The following is a 20,941-nucleotide window of genomic DNA, read 5'->3' on the forward strand; positions in this document are numbered from 1 at the left end:
GTGGCGCTTGTAGGTGATTTTCAATGGCTGCATCGACACCGCCTACGCCCGGATCAATGAACCAGCAACCTCAGGTCCATTAACGTGACAACACCCCGAGCGCGTCTCCGACGGGCGTGGGTACAAGATGCCCGCTGAAACCATCGTAATGTATCTGCAGAATTCCTTCGACTAAAAGTTCTCACATTGTTCTCGAAGAATCCCAAATATGCAGCTTCGGGCCAGCTAGGCCTATCATGTTCGACGAACGCTTCAACGCGTGACCGTATCTGAAACCCGCATGGGCCTGCCCAGATACACAAAGTTCATGACACTCCCCGAATTGAGCGATCAGCCGTGTCAGGAAGCGCTTGGCGGCTTTGGCATTGCGGCGTGTCTGAACCAGGATGTCGAGCGTGTCACCATTGCCATCGACGGCCCGCCACAGCCAGTGCTTCACGCCGCCCATCTGGATCACGACCTCGTCCATGTGCCACTTGTCGTTCGGCTGCGGTCGGTCCCGGCGGAGACAGGCCGCAAAATGCGCGCCAAATCGGTTGACCCAAAGTCGGATGGCTTCGCGGCTGACGAAGACGCCGCGCTCCGCCAGGAGATCCTCAACGTCCGCCGTGCTCAGCGCAAAGCGATTATAGGCCCAGACCGCATAAGCGACGATCTCGCGTGGGAAACGAAAGCCCTTCAGGCGCGGCATTGATGACGGTATCTGCATGGCACAACCGGTACCAGCCTCACAAGCCGCAAACAACTTGGCAATGCCCTCAAAGGTTGTCTCAATAAAAATCCGCACTTCCATGGCAGTTCCCCTCTCAATGAACTACCAGCATACACGGACACCCCCAAGTTTTGCCCACTCCCGATGGAAATCTCTTTCAGCGATACGTGCAAACCAGCATAATGTTCCATAGGTCGTTCTCCTCACGGCTTTTATCCATGAGGCCAATATACCGGACCTCGTTCGCCGCCGGAGCGCGACCGCCGCAATCACATCATGTCTTGACGATGCCTTCGGCAAGGCCGAACGGGCAGGAAAAGACAAGGTCAACGGTGGGCTTTGTCCTCGGACCGCCATTTTCGGGTTCAGCCGGACTGCCGGTTGAGCTCGAGACCCCGGGTCAGATGGGTTCGCATCGCCCGCGATGCGGCCTCGGCGTTGCGCTCCGCAATCGCATCGCGGATTTCGGCATGTTCCATCTGTAGTGTTTCCACATAGTCACGGCGGTCACGGCTCATTTGTGCGCGCAGGGCAGGGCGCGGAATGATGAACGGGCCGAGATAGCTCAGAAAGTTGGCGATATAGAGGTTGCCGGTCGCTTGGGCGATGGCGACGTGAAACGCAAAATCCTGCTCATAGGCCGGCTCGTCATGCCTGACGGCTTCGGCCATGGCGGCAAGCGCGCCGTCGATCTCATTCATCTGATCCGCCGTGTGCCGTTCTGCGGCCAATGCGGCGGTCTCGACCTCATGGCACAGCCGCAACTCCAGAATCTGCACGATGTGATCGCGTTCGTTCAGCCCTGGATTGACGATGCGAAAGGGCTGCAAGGTGCGATCGGTCGCGACAAAGGCACCCCGTCCCTGATGCACGGTGACGAGGCCGTCGGTCTTGAGCGCCGACACCGCCTCGCGGACTACCGTCCGGCTGACCCCGAACTGCTCGATCATCTCGCTTTCGGTCGGAAGCTGCGTGCCCGGTGCTAATTCTCCGCGAAGGATGAGACCCCGCAACTGCCCCGAGATCAACTCGCTGAGCTTGGATCGCGAGCGGATCTTTCCAAGCTGCGGTGCGGAGGTCTGGGTTCTTGACGGCGTCACATCGGTCCTTTCTGCACTTTAACGGCGCGCTCAAACCTGAGGTATTCCAGCGTGGTTTGGAATTCCAGTTGCAATCGCATTTTTCAGAATGTAAGCATATCATCAGTCATCATACAAGTGATGGCCTGATGAATTCAAGCGGGATGCAGGGTCATGTCAGTGTCGAGGGTGCTCATGACTGGTGCCGCCGGACAGGTGGGCCTGGCCATGCGCGAGGAATTGCGCGGACGATATAAGCTACTGAGATGCAGCGATATTGCGGCGATGGACCCGACCGTCGAAGGCGAGGAGGTGGTACGTGCCGATCTGACGGAGCGGTCCACACATGCGCGCCTTTTCGACGGGATTGACGGGATCACCCACCTTGGCGGGCTGTCGGTCGAGGACGACTGGGCACCGATCCTGCGCGTAAACATAGATGCCACCTATGATTTTTTCGTCGCTGCCGCCGAGGCGGGGGTCCGGCGGATCGTCTTTGCCAGCTCCAATCACGTAGTCGGATTCTACCGTCGCGACGTGCGGTTGACGCCGGAAGAGCGGCCGCGAGCGGACACGCGCTGTGGGCTGAGCAAGGCCTTTGGCGAGCTTCTGGGGCAGTATGTATCCGATCAGTATGGCGTCGGCATCCTGTCGGTACGAATCGGCAGTTGCTTCGAGAAACCGACCAACGAGCGGTTTCTCTCGACCTGGGCATCGCGGCGCGATCTGGCGCAGCTGTTTGCCATCGGGCTCGAGACGCCGACGCTGCATCACGAGATCGTCTGGGGTGTCTCCGGCAATAACCGGGGCTGGTGGGACAACAGCCGCGCGCATGAGCTGGGATACCGCCCGCTGGACAATGCCGAGAGCCATGCCGCGACATTCGATCACGCGGCCACCCGCGAAGCCGATCCGCTGTCTCGCGCGCTTCAGGGTGGCGGCTTTGTCGGCGCGGAATATCGCGGCGACCCGGCCCGCGTTCTGGGCGAGAGGCCGCGCGGACCTGACACGACACAATGGAGGAGGAGGAAGCAAAATGACGATTCTCAAGAAACTGGCCATCCTGGGGGGCGCGACGGTTTTCGTCGTCGCGGCCATGCCGGGCATGGCGCAAAATCTAAACCTGCACACCTTTGCAGGCCGGAATTCCGCCGTGATCGGCCCGGTGCCGCATCTTCTGGCCGAGCGCGTCGAGACGTTCACCGGCGGTGAAGTGAAAATCAAGGTGTTCGATCCGGGCGATCTTGTCCCGGCGATCCAGTATTACGACGCGGTGAGCCAGGGATCTGTAGATGCGGCCTTTGGTGCCGCCGGATTCGAGGTGTCAAAGAATTCTGCCTATGATTTCGTCTCGGCGATCCCGTTCGGACCGCAGGCCCCGGAATACTATGCCTGGATCTTCAATGGCGGCGGTCTGGAACTGGCGCAGGAATTCTATGCGCGCGACAATATCTACTGGTATCCCTGCGGCAATGTCGTTGCCGAAACTGGCGGCTGGTTCAAGCAGCCGCTGAGCGGGGTTGGTGACCTGGCGGGTCTGTCGATGCGGTTTGCCGGGCTTGGCTCCAAGGTCTTCACCAAGCTTGGCGTTTCGACGCAACTTATGGGCGGCGGCGAGATCTATCAGGCCATCGAGCTTGGCACAATCGACGCGGCGGAGCTCTCGTTTCCCGCCAATGACCGCAGCGCCGGCCTGCCGGAAGTGGTCAAGCACAATTACTTTCCCGGCTGGCATCAGCAACAGGCGATCAACGAGCTTCTGGTGAATCTGGACAGCTGGAACGGCCTTTCGGACGGCGCGAAGGAGGCGATCCATGTCTCGTGCAAGGCGGCCATTCTGGAAACCATGGCCGAGGGCGAAGCGACGCAATTCGCGGCGCTGGAGCAGCATGTCGCCGATGGCGTGACGCTGCACACCTATCCGCAGGAGTGGCTTGATACGTTCCACGCGACCTGGCTTGAGGTGGTCGAGGAGGAAAAGGCTGCCAATCCGGACTGGGCGCGCATGTGGGACAGTTTTTCCGAGTTCCGTACCCGCTACAAGCTCTGGGCCGACCGGGCGTATCTTCCAAGGAACTGAGCCCGTTCCGGCGGGCCGCACAAACGGCCCGCCGCCGTTTTGACAAGGACAGATCATGACTGGACTGCTTCACCTCGCCTTTGCGCTGGACCGGGTGGTGCGCCTTGTCGGCCGCAATGGCGCGCGCCTTGTGCTGCTGCTGATCGCGACGGTCATGCTCGATGTGATCGTGCGCAAGGTTCCGGGCGTGCACGGCGCGCTGTTCGGCTCTGTTCTGGCCGATTACCTCTCGGCGGTGAAGCTGCGCGAGTTCTCCTGGCATCTGCATAGCGTGATCTTCCTGACCGCGCTCGGCTATACCTATCTTGAGAATGCGCATGTCCGTCTCGATATCCTGCGCGAGCGGATGACGGCGCGGCGGCGCGCCTGGATCGAGCTGGCCGGTATCCTTGTCGCGCTGCTGCCCTATATGGCGATGATGATCTTTTTCGCCTGGGGGTTCGTGCATCAGTCCTGGATCAACGGCGAGGGATCGACCGCTGCCAGCGGCATACCGAATCGCTGGATCATCAAGAGCGCGTTGCTGATCGGCTTTGGCATGACATTCCTCGCGGGGTTGAGTATCGCGCTGCGGATCGTGGTCTTTCTGCGCGGTGATGCGGATCTGGAGGGCAGCCGACTTTCGACACTCATCGGCACGCCGGGGCAGGACGCATGAGCGCGCTTGTCGATGTTCTGCCACTTGCCATGTTCGCGGCGCTGGCGGCGGGCATGTTCACCGGCCTGCCGGTGGCCTTCGTGCTGGGCGGGGTCGGGGTGCTGTTCGGCGGGCTGGCCATTCTGCTCGGGGAAATGCCCGCGATCATGTTCTTCAATCTGGTGCCGCGGATCTGGGGCGGGATCGCCGAGAACCTGGTTCTCGTCTCGGTGCCGAGTTTCATCTTCATGGGGACGATGCTGGAACGCAGCGGATTGGCAGAGGATCTGCTGTCCGCGCTCGACCGGGTCCTGCACCGGATGCCGGGGGGATTGCTGCTGTCGGTCACCGGGTTGGGGACGATCTTTGCCGCGACCACCGGTATCGTGGGGGCGTCGGTGGTGATGATGACAACCCTCGCGCTGCCCAGCCTTTTGCGCGCCGAGGTCAATGGCGGGCTGGCCGCCGGGACCATCGCCTCTTCGGCGACCCTCGGGATTTTGATCCCGCCGTCGATCATGCTGGTGGTGATGGCCGACATGATGTCGGTCTCGGTCGGGCGGCTGTTTCTCGGGGCGGCGCTGCCGGGGCTGCTGCTGGCCGGGCTCTACGCGCTCTACATCTTTGCCACCGCGCTGCTCCGGCCCCATATGGCGCCACGGCGCGTCCCGCTCATCGCCGATGACGATACGCCGCTGGGGCTGTTGATCCTGCGCGGGCTCGTGCCGCCGGTGATCCTGATCCTGGCGGTGCTCGGCTCGATCTTCGGCGGCATCGCCACCCCGACCGAGGCGGCGGGTGTCGGAGCCCTTGCCGCCCTGCTGCTGGCGGCGCTGAAGGGGCGTGCGTCATGGTCGGTGATCGACGATGTCTGCCAGCGCACGGCGCGGATGGTCGGTATGATCTTCTTCATCTTCATCGGCGCGACGGCGTTTTCGCTGATCTTTCGTATCCTCGGCGGTGACGAGTTGATCGAGGGCATCATTGCCGCACTCGGCGTAGGCCCCTGGGGCACGCTGGGGCTGATCATGGGGGTGATGTTCGTGCTCGGCTTCTTTCTCGACTGGGTCGAGATCACGCTGATCATCCTGCCGGTCTTTACCCCGATCATCATCGGTCTGGACTTTGCGCCGCATGTGGCGCGCGGGGACGTGATCTTCTGGTTCGCGATCCTGATTGCCATCAACCTGCAAACCTCGTTCCTGACGCCGCCCTTCGGCATGTCGCTGTTCTATCTCAAGGCGATTGCCGGTCGGCAGATCGCGATGGCGACGATCTTTCGCGGGGTTTTGCCCTTCGTGCTGTTGCAACTTGTCGGGCTCGGGCTGGTGATGGCGTTTCCCGAGATCGCGCTTTCGTTGCCCGACCGAATGCTGAACTGACGCGGCAAAGTGCCCACCCACCATCGAAAGGGGCTGTCCCCAAATGGAAATGCCGGTAAGACAGTTTGACCCGCAGGGTCGGACCAGGCGAATGGCGGTGTCCGGCAGCGCGGCGATAGGAACGCGCAACCGCGCTCTCAGCCCGCAATGGTGACATCCACCGCGCCGTACATGCCGAAATCACAACGCACCGCGCCGGGCGGGGTGCGGGTGGGCGGGGCGCAGGTCCCGGTGGTGATGACATCGCCCGCCCCCAGGCGGCACCCGCGCCCGGCCAGGAACCGGCACAGAAACGCCGTTGCCGCGAACGGGTCGGGGCGGTTTTCCGGCGCAAACCCGGCAACCCGTGTGCCGTCGCCCAGACTCACTTGGATCCTGGCTTCGCGCACCGCATCGGGCGGCACTTCGCCCCCAAGCACCAGCCCGGCACCACAGTTCAGATCCGCGATGATGCCCGGCTGCCCGTACACGGTTTTTGTCACATAGCGGGTATCGGCGATTTCCATCGCCAGCCGCACCGCCCCGGTGGCGGCGCGCACCGCATCGGCATCCGGGTCGGCCCCCGGATCGGCGGCAAGCACAAGGGCGAATTCAGGCTCGATCTCGGGTTGGCGAAAGGTGTTCGCGGCAAAGGCCGTGCCGGTCGGCGCGATCATGCCCGACAGCAGCGGGCCGACCGTGGGCGCGTCAAGGCCGTTGGCCGCCTGCGCCCCCGCAGTGGACAGCGCCAGTTTCCAGCCCAGTATGGCGCGCCCGTCCAGCGCGATCAGCCGGTCCTGTATGCCATAGGCGGCCTCAAGCGTGCCGGGCACCGAACCGGAGGGCAGCGTTTGCAACGGCGCGCCACCGGCAAGGGCGGCGTGCAGGGCGCGTGCGGCGGTCTCATGAGTCATCGGATTCTCCATCTGGGTCATTGGCGGGGTCATTCGTCAAAGGGAAACCACACACCATGGTGCTTTTCGATTTCAAGCCGCATGCGGAATTGGCCTAGCTGGCCCGAAGCTGCATATTTGGGCTTCTTCGAAAACAATGTGAGAACCTTTAGTCGAAGGAATTCTGCAGATACATTACGATGGTTTCAGCGGGCATCTTGTACCCACGCCCGTCGGAGACGCGCTCGGTGCTAATCGGGTACTTTGGTCTATTGGGATTGATTGCCACGATCCGGTGGAGGTCTCCGCGCAATTTGAAGGTCCGCCCATAGTCAGATGGCTCAAGGCCAAAATCTGAAGCAAGAACTTCAAAGAGGGCTTTGTCTGGCGAATAGATTGCGCCGTCCTCCATCGGGATACCGACGCGGAAGCTGATGTCGAAACCATGACGCAGGTCGATGTCGCTCAGCTCCCCACCTTCGACCGTCAAACCATGCGTCTCCGCCACCTTGAGGCACGCTTGGGTCATGTCCCGGCGCAGCTTTTCGCAGAGCGGGGGCGCCAGATTGCGCGGTGGTGGTACTTTCGTGTTTGATGTGGCTGGTGGCTTTGTCACTGGCGACCGCTGCTTTGTCTTGCTCTTTTTCATGAATTCATGTGCCCTATCGCTTCGCTACTTGAGGGCATCAACGCCTTTGCTTTATAAACAGTGCCCCGCGATATTCCCATGTCACGTGCGATTTTCGCAGGCGACATTCCCTCTGACAGCTTCGCCTGAATGGTGGCCATATCGATTTTCGGGAGGCGCCCACGATACGCGCCACGCTGCTTTGCTGAGGCAATGCCCTCGGCCTGACGCTCCCGGCGCAGGTTGGTTTCAAACTCGGCAAAGACGCCAAGCATGTCGAAGAACGCCTTGCCCGCAGCGGTCGACGTATCGACAGGTTGCTCGGTGGCCGCAAGATGCGCACCCTTTTCCTTCAACCGCGCAACGATAGTCTGAAGATCCTGCATCGAGCGCGCCAACCGGTCGATCCGCGTGACCACCAGGGTTTCACCTGGATGGATGAAGTCGAGGATCGTCTTCAGCTCGGGGCGGCCCTGAAGCGTGGCCCCACTGCGCTGTTCTTGCCGTACCATCCCACACCCGGCAGCTGTCAGAGCCTCGATTTGAGCGTCGAGGTTCTGATCGACGGTCGATGTTCTGGCATAGCCGATTTTGGGGCTCGATCTGTTCATTTTGGGTGTGCCTATGACATGATTTATTCATTATCTTGAAACAGACCCAAAGTGAACACGCAAATCGGTGTTGTCACGTTAATGGACCTGAGGTTGCTGGTTCATTGATCCGGGCGTAGGCGGTGTCGATGCAGCCATTGAAAATCACCTACAAGCGCCACCGGTTTCCGCCTCAGATCATTGCTCATGTTGTCTGGCTCTATGTCCGGTTCAATTTGAGCCTGCGCGAGGTCGAGGAGCTGATGCTGGAACGCGGCGTGGACGGCTCATATGAGACGATCCGGCGCTGGACCGTCAAGTTTGGCCCCCTGATCGCGCACGTTCTGCGGCGACGGCAGCCGCGCCCCGGCGATGTCGGGCATCTGGACGAAGTCGTCGTGAAGATCGCGGGCCGGTCATACTGGCTATGGCGGGCTGTCGATCAACACGGCGCCGTTCTTGAAGAAATCCTGCAATCCAGGCGAGACAAGCGCGCGGCAAAGCGGCTTTTGATCAAGCTGATGAAACGTTGGGGCTTCGTGCCGAAAAGGATCATTACGGACAAATTACGATCCTACGGTGCCGCAAAACGCGAGGTCGCGCCTGGCATTGATCATTGGTCCCACAAGGGGCTCAATAACCGAGCAGAAAACAGCCATCTACCTTTCCGAAAACGAGAGCGAGCCATGCAGGGCTTCCGATCGCCGGGTGGATTGCAGCGTTTCGTCTCCATACAGTCCGCAACCCGCAATCGTTTCTCCGTCCCAGCCCGCCGTCGTTCCGCCCTCACCATCCGTTACCATCGGCTCGAAGCATTCGAAGCGTGGAAATTCGCAGCGAGTGCCGCTTGATGTACCATCGGCAACACAACTTTCTGACTGCGCGAGTTAACGTGACAACACCCCCGGTTGATCTCGACCAGCAGGCCATCATCGCGCCAGCGGTAGAAATAGTAGCGCACGGTCGAGACCGGCGGAAAGCCCTTAGGCAGAAGCGACCATGCGCACCCCGAGGCGGCAAGATACGGGATCGCGTTCCAGACCCGGCGCAACTTCACCTTTCGCGGCCGCCCAAGGCGGTTGCGACCGGGCAACAATGGCTCCATGATCGTCCATTCCGCATCGGTCAAATCGCTTGGATAGCGCTTCGTCTTGCGCTTATGCTGTGCGCGGGTGAGTTCGGTCCAGGCCATCGTGATCTCCGTTCTGTTTTCACAACCGAACAGAGTCACAACCTGCTGAATTCACTTAACTCATTTCCGATCAGCCTCTAAGGCTTCATTCTTCGGGGACGGGCATGACCCTTTTGGGTTTGCGGATCAGGATTCCCCAGATGAACAGCGCAGTCAGTGCGAGAAATAAAACGCTGTCTGGATTGGTCAGGAAAACCATCGGATTTCCATCGCTCAACGACAGCGCGCGTCTCAGGTATTCCTCGATGTCGGGGCCCAGAATGAAACCCAGAAGCATGGCCACAGTGGAATAATTCTGCTTGCGCATGAAATAGGCCAAGACACCGAACAGCACTGAAAGAGACATCTGAAAGATCGAGTAGGTCGCGACATAGCTGCCCACCAGGGCGACCACGGCGATGCCGGTGTAAAGCAGGCCCTTGGGGATCGACACGATCTTGATGAACCACGGCCCGAACAGCCACAGCGTGAGCGGAATGAGAATCAGGGCCGAAAAGAACAGGGAGCCCAGCATCGGCCCCAGAAGTTCTGCCTGGTTTTCAAGAAGGCGTGGTCCCGGCTGAAGGCCGTTGATCACCAGAACCCCAAGCACGATGGCCGTGGTCGGATCGCCCGGAATGCCGAACATCAGCATCGGAACAAAGGCACCGCCGCACATCGAATTGTTGGCCGTCTCGGCCGAGGCGATGCCTTCGCGCGAACCGGTGCCATATTCACCGGGGGTCTTCGAGGACGAGCGCGCCATCGCATAGGACACGAAGGCCGCCATCGACCCGCCCGCACCGGGCAGGATGCCAATCCCATAGCCGATAAAGGCCGAGCGCAAGTAGGTCAGCAGGCCGATTTCGCGAATTTCCGCGCGGGGCGGCAGGAAGTCGCGTCGCCGGATTCTCAGATCCTTGGCCTTTTCCAAGGTTGAGCTGAGACTGTTCTTCCAGTTTTCAGATTGAATAAGCACTTCGGATATGGCGAAGGCGCCGATGACCAGGGGCATGATGTCGATGCCTTCGATCAGCGTTTCGGTGCCGAAGTTGAAGCGCGGAATGGGTTGCAGCACGTCGATGCCGACGGTGGCGATCATTATGCCCAACAGGGTCGCGACAAAACCCTTGGCGATGTTGCCCTTGTCGACAATGATGATGACCACCAGCGCGAACAGCACCAGCGAAAACTTGCCGGGGGTGCGGATCAGCAGCGAAAGCTCGGCCGCGATGGGCATGAACGCCATGAGAAGCACCGCGCCGATGGTGCCGCCGATCATCGAGCCAAGTGCGGCGTGACCCAGCGCATTAGCGCCAAAGCCCTTTTTCATCAGGGCGTTGCCCTCGATGGCCGTCATCATCGACGACGGTGCACCGGGGATGTTGATGGTGGTCGCCGTGATCGAGCCGGAATACATCCCGGCCATGAAAATCGAGGCAGACATCACCAGCGCCGGCACCACGTCGATGGTGTAAGTGATCGGCAACAGCAGCGCGATGGCCAGCACCGAAGTCAGGCCCGGCATGGCCCCGAAAAAGGTTCCGACCAGGAAGCCGCCAATCATGAAGGCGATGACATAGGGGTCGGCGAGGGCGGACATGCCCCCGAGAATGTCCATGAAGATATCCATCAGAAAAACCCTTCGATAAGGGTGGGCAGACGCACACCGAAGACCCCCGCAAACAGCCCATAGAAAACGGCCGTCACGCCGACGGCGTAGATCGCGAACAGGTGCGGTTTGCGCAGATGAAAATGGAAGATGCCGAACAGCGCCGAGGTGAAGGCGAGGGTTGCCAGCCCATACCCCAAGGGGCGGAACAGCAGGATATAGCCGGATGTCGCGACGATCACTAGCAGCGGGCGCAGCAGTTCGCGAACGGGGCCGTCGGCGGTTGGCTTGCGGAACTCTCCGATGAACACCCCCGCAAGGGCGACATACATCAGGCAGGCCATCAGGATCGGCACCGAGCGCGGGCTCATCTCGCCGGGCGCCGCGAACTGCGACCGGATGTCGAAGGCGGCAGCAAGGTAAACGGTAGTGACGATCAAAAAGAAAAGGGGCAGCAGGACACCTGTCCTGAGAAGAGGCGCGCGGTCGGCCATCATGGTCTCCATATCGCGGCGGTACCGAAGCGTGCTCCAGTACCGCCAGTCATTGTCCGCTGGAATGGGGCGGGACCGATTACTTGTTCAGCACACCCGCCTCGACCAGCGCGTCCATCTGGGTGAACAGGCCCTGCGCGGTCTCTTCGGCCCAGACGTCAAGTTCATCACCCGCCAGCCAGTTCGGGGTCACGCCAATGTTGCCGAGCCAATCCTGAAACTCATCCGATTTATAGGCCTCGTGATAGGCCGCCTCAAGCGACGTCACTACGTCCGCGGGGGTGCCCGCCGGGACAACCAGCACGATGAACGAACCGTTCAGCAGGTCGATGCCGGCCTCTTCGGCGGTGGGCACGTCATAGGTCGGGTTCTTGGCGTCCGAGAATTCGACGATGCCGCGCACGCTGCCGTCCTCGATCAGGTTGGCGAAATCTCCCAGCGAGGTCAGGACCACGTCCACCTCGTCGGAAAGAATCGCCTCTTTCTGGGGTGCGGCGCCGCCGGGGTACGACACGATGCGGAACTCGGCGCCGGTGATTTGCTGCAATTGCAGCAGGGTCAGGTGCACGCGACCGCCAAGGTTCTGGACACCGACGCGCACATTGCCCGGGTCGGCCTTGGCCGCCGCGATCAGATCGCCAAGCGACTGGTAATCCGAATCGGCGTCGACGATGATCGCATCGGCCTCGCTGGTGATACGGGCGATGAGGTCAAGCTTGTCCATCTGATAGCTGGGCAGCATCCCCTGCCACGGCACGGTCACGATGCTGTCATAGGTCAACGCCCCCATGGTGTAGCCGTCGGCACGCGCGCCCATCACCTGGCCGACGCCGGTGGCCGAATTGCCGCCTTCGATGTTTTCGACATAAATGGTGCCACCAAGCGCGTCTTCGGCCAGGTTTGTTACCTTGCGCACGATGCCGTCGGTGCCGCCACCGGCACCCCATGGCACCACCATGCGCACGTCGCGCTCGGGATATTCGGCCATTGCGGCAAGCGGTACAAGCGCCGTGGTGATTGCGGCAATGGTGCCGATGAAGTTGCGTTTCATGGTGTGTCTCCTCCTGATCCTTTCGGAACAGCATTGGCCGTTCCGTCTTTATCCCGTGTTCTGGCGGCCAACCCGCGCCACGGTGCCTTGGGTTTTTCGTTCGGTGGTTTGATTTCGACGGGTGAATATACGTGATGTGCTTGCGCGCCCCTCCACTAATACATTACTATATTGAATTACGGGAAGATGGCAAGCCTCCCGGCTACTGCACCGGCGAGATCGTGCCAAGTTTTTGAAACTGAAGGAAACAACATGCTTTATGACCACCGGACCTATCACTGCCGCCCCGGGACCATCAAGAAACACCTTGCGCTTTACGGCGAACACGGGTTCGCCGTGCAATGTCGGCACCTGGGCGAACCCGTGGTTTACGGCGCGGTCGAAACCGGGGACGTGAATTCTTATGTGCACATCTGGTGCTATGCCGATGCCGCCGACCGGGCGGCAAAGCGCGCGGCGCTGGCCGCCGACCCGGATTGGCAGGCCTATCTGAAGAAAAGCGCAGAGGCCGCTTACCTGGTTTCACAGGTCAATCAACTTTTGACGCCAGTGCCCTTTTTCACACCAAAGGGCTGAGCGGCGGGCGACGGGCCGAGCCTTTCGCACTATCCCTGCGGCAGGTCCATGCGCCCTATAAGGACATCAAGTTTGGCAAGGTCCGTCTGGGTCAGTTTCGGCTCAGGTCCGCGCAGCGCGTTCGAGGACAGCGCGCCACGGCGACGCATCATTTCCTTGCGCAGGGCGATGCTCCTTTGGCCCTGCGCCTTGTGCTTGAGCAGGGGCAGATAGCGGTTGAAAAGATCATGCGCCGCGCACCGCTGTCCCGCGGTCATCAGGTCATAAAGGCCCGACAGCATTTCGGGATAGGAAAAGCCCGCCATCGGCCCATCGGCTCCGCGTTCCATTTCCTGCACAATAAACTGGCAGTTGTTGCCGGTCAGAATCTGCGCCGGGCGCGAAAGTTCGGCGCGCATCCGGGTGATATTGGGGCGCGCGGGAAAATCCTGAAGCACTGTCGGCACGTCACCGATCCGGGCATAGACCGCCTCGAAATAGCGCAGCAGATCCTCGTCGGTGCGCACCCCCGAGTGCGGGCAGATCATCACGGCGACCCTTTCGACCATGACCTGCGTGCTCAGCTTGGCCAACGTAACGGGCGGCCACCGCGATGGTTTCGTCCACGGTCAGTTTCATCGCCTCGCCCGATACACCAAGCACGGTCAACCCCTGCGCACCATAGCGATAATAGAGGGCCGACAGCGTGTCGATGCTGTCAAGATCAAGCGTGCCGCCATCAAGAAACGGCATCTGCACGACAACATGAAGGCCGCGGGTTTCGGCAAGTGCATTGGACATGATCTTTTTCTTCGCGGACCGGGCTGGCCCGCACGTTTGCCTGGTGATGCTGGCGTGCGTTGCCCGAACGGGCCGGATGTCAGGTAAAATAGTCCTTGTAAAGGGCGCGGTACTCGTCGGCCCAGTCGTCGGGTTTGTGGGTGTGGGCCCGGATTTCACGGACCGCTTGGTCAACATCGCCGTTTTCGATCGCGGCGACGATGCGTTCGTGGCCTTGCAGGATCAGCCGCAGCCGCCCTTCCGCGTGGACTTGCAAACGCCGCACTCGGTCCATGTCGCCGGTTTGTGAGCGCAGCAGCGCATGCAGGTTCGGATGACCGGCACCTTCGAACATGACGAAGTGGAAATATTCGTCGAGTTCCTGAAAGCGGCGCAGCTGGGTCTTGTCGGTGGCAACCTCGCGCTGGAGGGCTATGATTTCGCGCAGGCGTGCGACGGTGCTTGCCGTCCGCTCTTTCGTCAGTTTCATCACCACCTCGCTCTCAAGCGCCTGTCGCAGAAACAGGGCCTGGCGGATCTGCGCAAGGTTGATGCGTGTCACCAGCGTTTTGGACTGCGGATAGATGCGGATAAGTCCATCCTGGTCAAGCCGCTGCATCGCGTCCCGCAGCGGTGTCTGGCTGACGTCATACTTGCGCGCAAGGTCGGCGCGGGTCAGGGCGGTGCCCGGCGGAAGCTCCAGCGACAGGATGCGCTGTCGCAGGTCGTCATAGATCCGCCACGACGCCATCGGACGCCCCATCGGCGTCTCATGTTGCATCATGTCGAAAGCGTGTTGCATCATGTCGAAAGCGTGCGTCAGATTTGCTTTTTTCATGCCGCGATCCGTATCCTTTTCCCGCCGAAGTACAATTAAACGCATTTGCAGACTGTTGACCATACTGATAAACTAAAATATTAGCGCATGACAAGTCCCGCGCGTTGGGTTCAGTTTCAACCGAACCTAGCGGCAAGGACGGCATGGCTTGCCCGGATCGGGGCGCGCAACAAGAGGAGGCCAGTCCAATGGACGGCACCAAATGCGGGTATGTTTCCCGCGACAGGCCCTGCCCGGCCTTGACGACTTCGGGGCCACGCCGGTCGCCACAACTGCGATCCGCCGTTCCCAGCGCCGGTCAGCAATCAGAACCTGCCGGACGCGTCGAGGCCCGCCGACCGGCACTGAAATCCTGTCCGGTGGCCCCGCGACCACACGATCAGGTGCGCTGACTGACTGCACCGGCAAGGCATGTTCCGCCCCACCCGCGGACAAGATATCAAGAATGAGGAGACACACACCATGATCGCACCCGACGCGCTGCGCGAGACCATCCGTCACGGGCTTCTGTCCTTCCCCGTGACCCCTTTCGATTCCGACGACCGCTTTGCCAAAAAACCGTTCCAGGCGCATCTTGACTGGCTCAGGCCCCACAAGGTGGCGGGGTTGATCGTCGCGGGCGGCACTGGCGAGATGTTTTCGCTTGCCCCGCAGGAGATTCTGGATGTCGTGCGCGCCACACGCGAGGTGGCCGGTGACGCGCCGGTGATCGCGGGGTGCGGTTATGGCGTGCGCATGGCCTGCGATCTGGCACGCGAGACAGAGGCGGCCGGTGGCGACGGCATCCTTTTGCTGCCCCATTACCTGACCGAAGGCCCGCAGGACGGCGTTGCCAACCGCATTCGCGCGGTCTGCAAATCCACCAACATGGGGGTCATCGTCTATAACCGGGGCCAGGCGCAGATTTCGGCCGAAACGCTTGAACAACTGGCCGGCGAATGCCCGAACCTTATCGGGTTCAAGGACGGCACCGGCGACATCGACACCGTGCGCCGGGTGACCGTGCGCCTTGGCGAAAGGCTGTGCTACATCGGCGGCATGCCGACGCACGAACTGTTCGCGCAGGCCTATCGGGGCGCGGGCATGCCGACCTATTCCTCGGCGGTGTTCAACTTCGTGCCCGAAACCGCGCTGGAATTTCACGGCGCCTTCCTTGCCGGCGATGATGCGACATGCGAACGGCTTCTGAGGGACTTTTATTATCCCTTTGCCGCGATCCGCGACCGCAAGCCGGGTTATGCCGTTTCGGCCATCAAGGCCGGTGTCGCCCTGCGCGGGTTTGACACCGGGCATGTGCGTGCACCGCTTACCGATTTGACCGGCGAAGAGGTCGAAATGATGCGCGCGCTGATAAAAGGTCGCGGCTGATGTCCATCGGGCCCGCCGCCGTTCTGGAACCCGCCAGCGCGGGAATGCGCGCCCGGGTTGCGGAATTATGCGCCGGTTTTGATTTGGCATTGCCAAGTTGTTTGCGGCTTCTGCGGCTGGTACCGGTTGTGCCACGCAGATACCGTCATCAATGCCGCGCCTGAAAGGCTTTCGTTTTCCCCGCGGGATCATTGCCTATGCGGTCTGGGCCTGTCATCGCTTTGCGCTCAGCACGGCGGATGTTGAGGATCTCCTGGCGGAGCGTGGTGTCATCGTCAGCCGCGAAGCCATCCGCCTTTGGGTCAACCGATCTGGCGCGCATTTTGCGGCCTGTATCCGCCGGTACCAGCCGCAGAAGCCGCAAACAACTTGGCAATGCCGGGGTATCACACCGCCGTCACGCGCCGCTATCGTGCCGTGTTTGACCGCTTCAAAGGAAAACACGCCCACGTCAAAACCGGGGGTCATCCGGGCGGGATGTCACCCGTCGCTTTGGGCACATGATACCCTTTTTGTACCGCATCGCGCGCCAGCAGCCGTTGGTACCACGCGCGCACGGCGGGAAAGTCCGCCAGGTCGACCCCATGCCATTCATAGCGCGACACCCATGGCCAACACGCCATGTCGACGATGGAGTAGTCCGCACAGATGTGTTCACGCCCTTCGAGGCGAGTGTTGAGCACGCCATAAAGGCGTTTCACCTCTGCGGCGAACCGGTCCTGCGCATAGGGTGCCTTGCCCGGGTTGAAATGGCCGAAATGATGTGCCTGCCCCAGCATCGGACCGAACCCGCCCATCTGCCACATCAGCCATTGCATCGCGTCCGCGCGTTCCTTTGGATCGTTTGGCATGAATCGTCCATGCTTTTCGGCCAGATAGATCATAATCGCACCTGATTCCATCAAGGTCGTCCCGGTGTCATGATCGACAATCGCCGGAATCTTGTTGTTCGGGCTGATCCGTAGGAAATCCGGCGTCATCTGTTCATCTTTGGTGATGTTGACGGGAATCACGGTATAGTCTGCGCCCAGTTCCTCCAACAGGATGGAGACTTTGCGGCCGTTGGGGGTTGTCCATGTGTAGAGGTCAATCATCAGCTTCGGTCCTTTTCCGGTGGCCTTACTGATCTTTTATATTAATGTTCAATTAACGCAAAGCATCGCTTTGAAAGGGGTCGCAACACCATGCAAAAAATAGCTCTTGTCACGGGCGCCGGAAGCGGTGTCGGAAAAGCCTGCGCTGCGGCGTTGGCGCGCGACGGTTTCACCCTTGTTCTAACCGGGCGGCGGCAGGCGCCTCTCGATGACACCTGCGCCGATCTTGATGGGGACGGACATATTGCCGTCCCGGCGGACGTCGCCCGGGAGGGGGATGTGGCAGCGCTTTTCCAGCGCATCGAGCGGACGTTCGGTCGGCTCGATCTTTTGTTCAACAACGCGGGGCGCAATGGCCCGGCGGTCGAAATCGACACCCTGTCCGTCGCGGACTGGACCGATATCGTAGGCACCAACCTCACCGGATCGTTCCTGTGCGCGCGTGCGGCCTTCGCGCTGATGAAGCGGCAGTCGCCGCGAGGCGGGCGAATTATCAACAATGGGTCTATCTCCGCGCATGTGCCGCGGCCGCTGTCTGCGCCCTACACCGCAACGAAACATGCGATCACGGGGCTGACGCGCGCACTGTCGCTTGATGGTCGCAAGCACGACATCGCCGTGGGCCAGATCGACATAGGCAACGCGGCAAGCGAGATGACCGAACGGATGGTAGACGGCGTGCTTCAAGCCGACGGTACACGCGCGCCTGAACCACGCATGGACGTGGAAGATGTGGCGCGGACCATTTCGTACATGGCAGCGCTCGGTCCGGGGTCGAATGCGATGTTCGTTACTGTGATGGCGACGAAGATGCCCTTTGCTGGCCGCGGCTAGAGCACCTTGCCGGGGTTCATCAGACCGGCCGGGTCGATCGTGCGCTTGATTTGCTCCATCAACTCCAGCGCAACCGGATCCTTGTAGCGTCGCAACTCCGCTCGCTTGACTTGTCCGATACCATGTTCGGCGGAAATCGAACCGCTCATGTCATGCACGATGTCGTGCACGATGCGGTTAAATGTGGCGTATTCGGCCAGAAACACCGCATCGGCCATGTCGACGGGCCGCGACAGGTTGAAATGAATATTGCCGTCACCGAAATGTCCAAAGGGGCATGGGCGCAGGTCGGGCATGTGCTCCACGCACGCAGCCTTGGCCACCTGGATAAAATCGGCGACACGAGACACCGGCACGGACACGTCATGCTTGATAGAGGCCCCTTCCGGTTTTTGCGCCTCCGACAGGTTCTCGCGTAGCGCCCAAAGCGCGTCTTTCTGGGCTTCTGAGGTGCCGATTACTGCATCCGCGATCTCTTCGGCTTCAAATGCCGCCTCCAGCGCAGCCTGCAACCGGGTATCCAGCGCGGCCTGCGCGGTGCCGCTGGTCAATTCGATCAGGCAATAGGCCGGATGGGCCTCATTCATGGGATCGGTGCATCCGGGGGCGTGGTCCACCACCATCTGCAATCCCAGCCGTTCAATGTATTCAAAGGTCGACAGCGTATCCGCGTCGCTGCCCCGCATCCGGGCATAAAGTGCGAGCGCGGCGTCTGGTCCGTCGCAGGCCACCAGCGCCGTCGCGCGGGCAGTCGGCTTTGGAAACAACTTGATGACTGCCGCCGTGATGATGCCAAGCGTTCCCTCCGCACCAATGAACAGATTGCGCAGGTCGTACCCGGTATTATTTTTGCGCAGACTGCCCAGATCGTTCAGCACGCGGCCATCCGGCAGTACAACTTCCAGCCCCAACACGAGATCGCGCATGTTGCCGTAGCGCAGCACGGCGGTGCCGCCCGCGTTCGTCGACAGGTTACCGCCGATCTGACACGACCCTTCAGAGGCAAGCGAGAGGGGAAAAAGCGCATCCACCTCGTCCGCTGCGGCTTGGATATTGGCAAGGATGCATCCGGCCTCGACCGTCATGGTGGCGTTCGTGGTATCCACCGCCCGGATACGGTTGAGCCGTTGGGTCGTTACGATCACGCCACCGTCAGGAACGCCGCCACCGACAAGCCCGGTGTTGCCGCCCTGCGGGACAACGGCCACGCCCGCCGCAAAACACAGACGCAGGCAGGCCGCGACCTCTGCGGTGCTGCCGGGCCGGACGATGGCCATTGCCGTTCCGTTGAAAAGCCCACGATCCTCTTTCAGTCGCCCAGCCATATCGTCGGGATTGGTCATCACATGATCGCTACCGACAACGGCAACCAGTTCGCCGATCAGGTCGGACTGTTGCCTGTCGGGGGTGCGTAGCGGCGCGCCGGACATCATGCCATCGCTTTTTGTTTCGCCGCCTCACGCAGCTTCGTGATCGTTGTGCGGGTCGATATCTGTTCGGGGCTTGTCACAAGCTCAATCAGGGCCGGCTTGTTGCTGGCGCGGGCGCGATCAAAGGCCGCCGCAAAATCGGCGGTTTTCGTGACCCGTTCGGCATGCGCACCCAGACCTTCGGCCAGCTTGACGAAATCTTGGTTCTTCAGCGTGGTGCCGGATGCCCGTCCGGGGTGGTCACGTTCCTGATGCATGCGGATCGTGCCGTAGATGCCGTTGTTAAACAACAGCACGATAGGTTTTCCGCCGTACTGCGCCGCAGTGGCAAGCTCCAGTCCGCTCATCATGAAACCACCGTCACCGACGAAAGACAGAACCAGCCGGTCGGGCTGCGCGATGGATGCGGCTACGGCCGCAGGTACGGAGCACCCCATCGCCCCGCATGTGGACCCGATGATCCGTCCCGGCCGCCCGAAACGCAGATATCGTTGTGCCCAACCGGTGTGGTTCCCGGCGTCAAGTGTCACCACCGTGTCATCGGGCAACTGGTCGCGGATCTGGGTAAGGGCAACGCCCATGTCCAGATCCCACGCATCCCCGTTGGGGGCTTGTGTGTCCGTCAGGTAATCTGCGTGCAGCCGGTCGCACCAATCCCCCCAGACATCCGCCCGGCCCAGATCGATACCGTCGAGTGCCGCCGCGACAAATTCCGGGGCCGCCGTGATACCCAGATCCGGTGAGTAGACGCGTCCGATCTCGTTAGGATCAGGATACAGGTGCACCAGCCGCACCTGTGGATTTGGGGATTTGATGGTTGAATAGGTTTTTGTCGTCATCTCTCCGAGCCGGGCACCGATCACGACCAGCAGATCCGCCTCGCGCTGGTGGGCATAGAGCGTGGGCGCGGTTGAGGTACCGAAATCGCCAGCGTAGACGGGCGACAGATTGTCCACAATGTCCTGTCGCCGGAAAGAGCAGGTGACGGGGATGCGGTTCGCTTCGGCAAAGCGGGTGATTGCTGCCGCGCTGGCGTCAGACCATCCTGAACCGCCCAGCAACAGCATTGGCTTTTCGGCCCCTGCCAGTTCCGTCTTCAGCGCGTCGAGCGACGCGGAAGAGAGTTCGGCACGGGACGCTTCATAGGGCCGGGCATCGGCCACTTCCACGATATCCGTCAACATATCCTCGGGCAGGGATATGACGACGGGGCCGGGCCTGCCGGACGTGGCCACCCGGAACGCGCGGGCCATGTATTCGGGGACGCGGGCCGCATCGTCTATCTGCGTGGCCCATTTCGCGATCGGACCGAACATGGCGCGGTAATCCACTTCCTGAAAAGCCTCGCGATCGGTCGTATTGCGCGCGATTTGGCCTACCAGCAGGATCATTGGCGTGCTGTCCTGCTGCGCGATATGCACACCGATGGCCGCGTGGCAGGCCCCGGGACCGCGCGTGACCATGCAGATCCCCGGTTTGCCATTGAGCTTGCCGTAGGTCTCTGCCATGTTGGCCGCCCCCGCTTCGTGTCGCGCGTTGATCAGCGTAAAGCGGTCCTTGACGTCATGCAGCGCGTCCAGCACCTCCAAATAGCTCTCGCCTGGCACGCAATAGGCGGTATCGGCCCCGTGAATCAAAAGCTGATCGACAAGAACCTGCCCTCCGCTGCGTGGCTTTGGGGTTAGGTGATGCTCCATTTTGGTCTTGCTCCGTTATAGGGGGGGTCATTTGTCG

The 20,941-nt window shown here is 61.1% G+C and carries 20 protein-coding genes and 5 pseudogenes; 10 read left to right on the plus strand and 15 right to left on the minus strand.

Features of this window, described 5'->3' with window-relative positions; all coding sequences use genetic code 11:
* Positions 1–103: 103 nt before the first annotated feature.
* Positions 104–175 (plus strand): annotated as a pseudogene (locus ABIE58_RS20335) (hypothetical protein); the annotation flags it as partial.
* A 138-nt stretch (positions 176–313) separates the two neighbouring features.
* Here ABIE58_RS20335 and ABIE58_RS09800 read toward each other — a convergent pair.
* Together ABIE58_RS09800 and ABIE58_RS09805 are read right to left on the minus strand one after the other, a co-directional pair.
* Positions 314–709, minus strand: a pseudogene (locus tag ABIE58_RS09800) (IS6 family transposase); the annotation flags it as partial.
* A gap of 368 nt (positions 710–1,077) precedes the next feature.
* Positions 1,078–1,812 (minus strand): FadR/GntR family transcriptional regulator, encoded by a 735-nt coding sequence (locus ABIE58_RS09805; protein WP_354544534.1) that lies wholly within the window; start codon positions 1,810–1,812, stop codon positions 1,078–1,080.
* A 174-nt stretch (positions 1,813–1,986) separates the two neighbouring features.
* Here ABIE58_RS09805 and ABIE58_RS09810 point away from each other — a divergent pair.
* The 4 genes and pseudogenes from ABIE58_RS09810 to ABIE58_RS09825 form a co-directional block, all read left to right on the plus strand.
* A pseudogene (locus tag ABIE58_RS09810) lies at positions 1,987–2,460 on the plus strand (NAD-dependent epimerase/dehydratase family protein); the annotation flags it as partial.
* A 367-nt stretch (positions 2,461–2,827) separates the two neighbouring features.
* Positions 2,828–3,871 carry a TRAP transporter substrate-binding protein gene (locus tag ABIE58_RS09815; protein ID WP_354544535.1) on the plus strand — a complete coding sequence of 348 codons (1,044 nt, stop codon included), beginning with the start codon at positions 2,828–2,830 and terminating at the stop codon, positions 3,869–3,871.
* Positions 3,872–3,926: 55 nt separating this feature from the next.
* Entirely contained in the window at positions 3,927–4,529 is a 603-nt protein-coding gene (locus ABIE58_RS09820) for a TRAP transporter small permease subunit (protein WP_354544536.1), read from the plus strand.
* Positions 4,526–5,890, plus strand: coding sequence for a TRAP transporter large permease (locus ABIE58_RS09825; RefSeq protein WP_354544537.1), 1,365 nt, complete (start codon positions 4,526–4,528; stop codon positions 5,888–5,890). The genes ABIE58_RS09820 and ABIE58_RS09825 overlap by 4 nt, the downstream gene beginning before the upstream one ends.
* 137 nt (positions 5,891–6,027) lie before the next feature.
* On the opposite strand, the gene ABIE58_RS09830 is transcribed toward ABIE58_RS09825, so the two are convergent.
* The 3 genes from ABIE58_RS09830 to ABIE58_RS09840 form a co-directional block, all read right to left on the minus strand.
* The gene (locus tag ABIE58_RS09830; RefSeq protein WP_354544538.1) at positions 6,028–6,783 is read right to left on the minus strand and encodes a 2-keto-4-pentenoate hydratase; all 756 of its coding nucleotides are present in this window, start codon (positions 6,781–6,783) and stop codon (positions 6,028–6,030) included.
* Positions 6,784–6,931: 148 nt separating this feature from the next.
* A complete protein-coding gene (locus tag ABIE58_RS09835; RefSeq protein ID WP_354544539.1) occupies positions 6,932–7,411 on the minus strand; it encodes a hypothetical protein in 480 nt (159 codons plus the stop codon).
* Positions 7,408–8,001 carry a recombinase family protein gene (locus ABIE58_RS09840; protein WP_354544540.1) on the minus strand — a complete coding sequence of 198 codons (594 nt, stop codon included), beginning with the start codon at positions 7,999–8,001 and terminating at the stop codon, positions 7,408–7,410. Before ABIE58_RS09840 ends, ABIE58_RS09835 begins: the two co-directional genes overlap by 4 nt.
* Before the next feature lie 128 nt (positions 8,002–8,129).
* Between ABIE58_RS09840 and ABIE58_RS09845 the strand changes: the two genes are divergently transcribed.
* A complete protein-coding gene (locus tag ABIE58_RS09845; protein ID WP_354544541.1) occupies positions 8,130–8,831 on the plus strand; it encodes an IS6 family transposase in 702 nt (233 codons plus the stop codon).
* 53 nt (positions 8,832–8,884) lie between these two features.
* On the opposite strand, the pseudogene ABIE58_RS09850 reads toward ABIE58_RS09845, so the two are convergent.
* From ABIE58_RS09850 to ABIE58_RS09865, 4 genes and pseudogenes are all read right to left on the minus strand, one after another.
* A pseudogene (locus tag ABIE58_RS09850) lies at positions 8,885–9,172 on the minus strand (transposase); the annotation flags it as partial.
* Positions 9,173–9,257: 85 nt separating this feature from the next.
* Positions 9,258–10,754, minus strand: a complete 1,497-nt coding sequence (locus ABIE58_RS09855; RefSeq protein WP_354544542.1) for a tripartite tricarboxylate transporter permease — start codon at positions 10,752–10,754, stop codon at positions 9,258–9,260.
* 29 nt (positions 10,755–10,783) lie between these two features.
* Positions 10,784–11,257: a tripartite tricarboxylate transporter TctB family protein gene (locus ABIE58_RS09860; RefSeq protein ID WP_354544543.1), complete on the minus strand. Its 474-nt coding sequence runs from the start codon at positions 11,255–11,257 to the stop codon at positions 10,784–10,786.
* Positions 11,258–11,336: 79 nt separating this feature from the next.
* On the minus strand, positions 11,337–12,308 hold the full coding sequence (locus ABIE58_RS09865; protein WP_354544544.1) for a Bug family tripartite tricarboxylate transporter substrate binding protein: 972 nt from the start codon (positions 12,306–12,308) through the stop codon (positions 11,337–11,339).
* A gap of 186 nt (positions 12,309–12,494) precedes the next feature.
* On the opposite strand from ABIE58_RS09865, the gene ABIE58_RS09870 reads away from it, so the two are divergent.
* Positions 12,495–12,884, plus strand: coding sequence for an NIPSNAP family protein (locus ABIE58_RS09870; RefSeq protein ID WP_354544545.1), 390 nt, complete (start codon positions 12,495–12,497; stop codon positions 12,882–12,884).
* A gap of 29 nt (positions 12,885–12,913) precedes the next feature.
* Here the strand turns inward: ABIE58_RS09870 and ABIE58_RS09875 are convergent, their stop codons facing one another.
* The 3 genes from ABIE58_RS09875 to ABIE58_RS09885 form a co-directional block, all read right to left on the minus strand.
* Positions 12,914–13,432: a dihydrodipicolinate synthase family protein gene (locus tag ABIE58_RS09875; protein WP_354544546.1), complete on the minus strand. Its 519-nt coding sequence runs from the start codon at positions 13,430–13,432 to the stop codon at positions 12,914–12,916.
* The gene (locus ABIE58_RS09880; RefSeq protein ID WP_354544547.1) at positions 13,332–13,664 is read right to left on the minus strand and encodes a dihydrodipicolinate synthase family protein; all 333 of its coding nucleotides are present in this window, start codon (positions 13,662–13,664) and stop codon (positions 13,332–13,334) included. The genes ABIE58_RS09875 and ABIE58_RS09880 overlap by 101 nt, the downstream gene beginning before the upstream one ends.
* A 79-nt stretch (positions 13,665–13,743) precedes the next feature.
* Positions 13,744–14,481, minus strand: coding sequence for a GntR family transcriptional regulator (locus ABIE58_RS09885; protein WP_354544548.1), 738 nt, complete (start codon positions 14,479–14,481; stop codon positions 13,744–13,746).
* Between the two features lie 465 nt (positions 14,482–14,946).
* On the opposite strand from ABIE58_RS09885, the gene ABIE58_RS09890 reads away from it, so the two are divergent.
* On the plus strand, positions 14,947–15,849 hold the full coding sequence (locus ABIE58_RS09890; RefSeq protein WP_502950083.1) for a 5-dehydro-4-deoxyglucarate dehydratase: 903 nt from the start codon (positions 14,947–14,949) through the stop codon (positions 15,847–15,849).
* A gap of 151 nt (positions 15,850–16,000) precedes the next feature.
* A pseudogene (locus ABIE58_RS20340) lies at positions 16,001–16,252 on the plus strand (IS6 family transposase); the annotation flags it as partial.
* Positions 16,253–16,313: 61 nt separating this feature from the next.
* On the opposite strand, the gene ABIE58_RS09900 reads toward ABIE58_RS20340, so the two are convergent.
* Positions 16,314–16,943 (minus strand): glutathione S-transferase family protein, encoded by a 630-nt coding sequence (locus tag ABIE58_RS09900; protein ID WP_354544550.1) that lies wholly within the window; start codon positions 16,941–16,943, stop codon positions 16,314–16,316.
* A gap of 90 nt (positions 16,944–17,033) precedes the next feature.
* On the opposite strand from ABIE58_RS09900, the gene ABIE58_RS09905 reads away from it, so the two are divergent.
* Positions 17,034–17,777, plus strand: a complete 744-nt coding sequence (locus ABIE58_RS09905) for an SDR family oxidoreductase (protein ID WP_354544551.1) — start codon at positions 17,034–17,036, stop codon at positions 17,775–17,777.
* Here ABIE58_RS09905 and ABIE58_RS09910 read toward each other — a convergent pair.
* Positions 17,774–19,207, minus strand: a complete 1,434-nt coding sequence (locus ABIE58_RS09910) for an FAD-binding oxidoreductase (RefSeq protein WP_354544552.1) — start codon at positions 19,205–19,207, stop codon at positions 17,774–17,776. The genes ABIE58_RS09905 and ABIE58_RS09910 overlap by 4 nt on opposite strands.
* A complete protein-coding gene (locus tag ABIE58_RS09915; protein WP_354544553.1) occupies positions 19,207–20,904 on the minus strand; it encodes a thiamine pyrophosphate-binding protein in 1,698 nt (565 codons plus the stop codon). Before ABIE58_RS09915 ends, ABIE58_RS09910 begins: the two co-directional genes overlap by 1 nt.
* Positions 20,905–20,941 lie beyond the last annotated feature (37 nt).

The sequence above is a fragment of the Roseovarius sp. MBR-78 genome (assembly GCF_040547535.1).
Classification (GTDB): domain Bacteria; phylum Pseudomonadota; class Alphaproteobacteria; order Rhodobacterales; family Rhodobacteraceae; genus Roseovarius.

Excerpts from the sequence above, each read along its gene's own strand:
- ABIE58_RS09815 (WP_354544535.1), top strand. The coding sequence starts at position 2,828 with ATGACGATTCTCAAGAAACTGGCCATCCTGGGGGGCGCGACGGTTTTC.
- ABIE58_RS09820 (WP_354544536.1), top strand. The coding sequence starts at position 3,927 with ATGACTGGACTGCTTCACCTCGCCTTTGCGCTGGACCGGGTGGTGCGC.
- ABIE58_RS09825 (WP_354544537.1), top strand. The coding sequence starts at position 4,526 with ATGAGCGCGCTTGTCGATGTTCTGCCACTTGCCATGTTCGCGGCGCTG.
- ABIE58_RS09830 (WP_354544538.1), bottom strand. The coding sequence starts at position 6,783 with ATGACTCATGAGACCGCCGCACGCGCCCTGCACGCCGCCCTTGCCGGT.
- ABIE58_RS09835 (WP_354544539.1), bottom strand. The coding sequence starts at position 7,411 with ATGAAAAAGAGCAAGACAAAGCAGCGGTCGCCAGTGACAAAGCCACCA.
- ABIE58_RS09840 (WP_354544540.1), bottom strand. The coding sequence starts at position 8,001 with ATGAACAGATCGAGCCCCAAAATCGGCTATGCCAGAACATCGACCGTC.
- ABIE58_RS09845 (WP_354544541.1), top strand. The coding sequence starts at position 8,130 with ATGCAGCCATTGAAAATCACCTACAAGCGCCACCGGTTTCCGCCTCAG.
- ABIE58_RS09855 (WP_354544542.1), bottom strand. The coding sequence starts at position 10,754 with ATGTCCGCCCTCGCCGACCCCTATGTCATCGCCTTCATGATTGGCGGC.
- ABIE58_RS09860 (WP_354544543.1), bottom strand. The coding sequence starts at position 11,257 with ATGGCCGACCGCGCGCCTCTTCTCAGGACAGGTGTCCTGCTGCCCCTT.
- ABIE58_RS09865 (WP_354544544.1), bottom strand. The coding sequence starts at position 12,308 with ATGAAACGCAACTTCATCGGCACCATTGCCGCAATCACCACGGCGCTT.
- ABIE58_RS09870 (WP_354544545.1), top strand. The coding sequence starts at position 12,495 with ATGGCAAGCCTCCCGGCTACTGCACCGGCGAGATCGTGCCAAGTTTTT.
- ABIE58_RS09875 (WP_354544546.1), bottom strand. The coding sequence starts at position 13,432 with ATGGTCGAAAGGGTCGCCGTGATGATCTGCCCGCACTCGGGGGTGCGC.
- ABIE58_RS09880 (WP_354544547.1), bottom strand. The coding sequence starts at position 13,664 with ATGTCCAATGCACTTGCCGAAACCCGCGGCCTTCATGTTGTCGTGCAG.
- ABIE58_RS09885 (WP_354544548.1), bottom strand. The coding sequence starts at position 14,481 with ATGAAAAAAGCAAATCTGACGCACGCTTTCGACATGATGCAACACGCT.
- ABIE58_RS09900 (WP_354544550.1), bottom strand. The coding sequence starts at position 16,943 with ATGATTGACCTCTACACATGGACAACCCCCAACGGCCGCAAAGTCTCC.
- ABIE58_RS09905 (WP_354544551.1), top strand. The coding sequence starts at position 17,034 with ATGCAAAAAATAGCTCTTGTCACGGGCGCCGGAAGCGGTGTCGGAAAA.
- ABIE58_RS09910 (WP_354544552.1), bottom strand. The coding sequence starts at position 19,207 with ATGTCCGGCGCGCCGCTACGCACCCCCGACAGGCAACAGTCCGACCTG.
- ABIE58_RS09915 (WP_354544553.1), bottom strand. The coding sequence starts at position 20,904 with ATGGAGCATCACCTAACCCCAAAGCCACGCAGCGGAGGGCAGGTTCTT.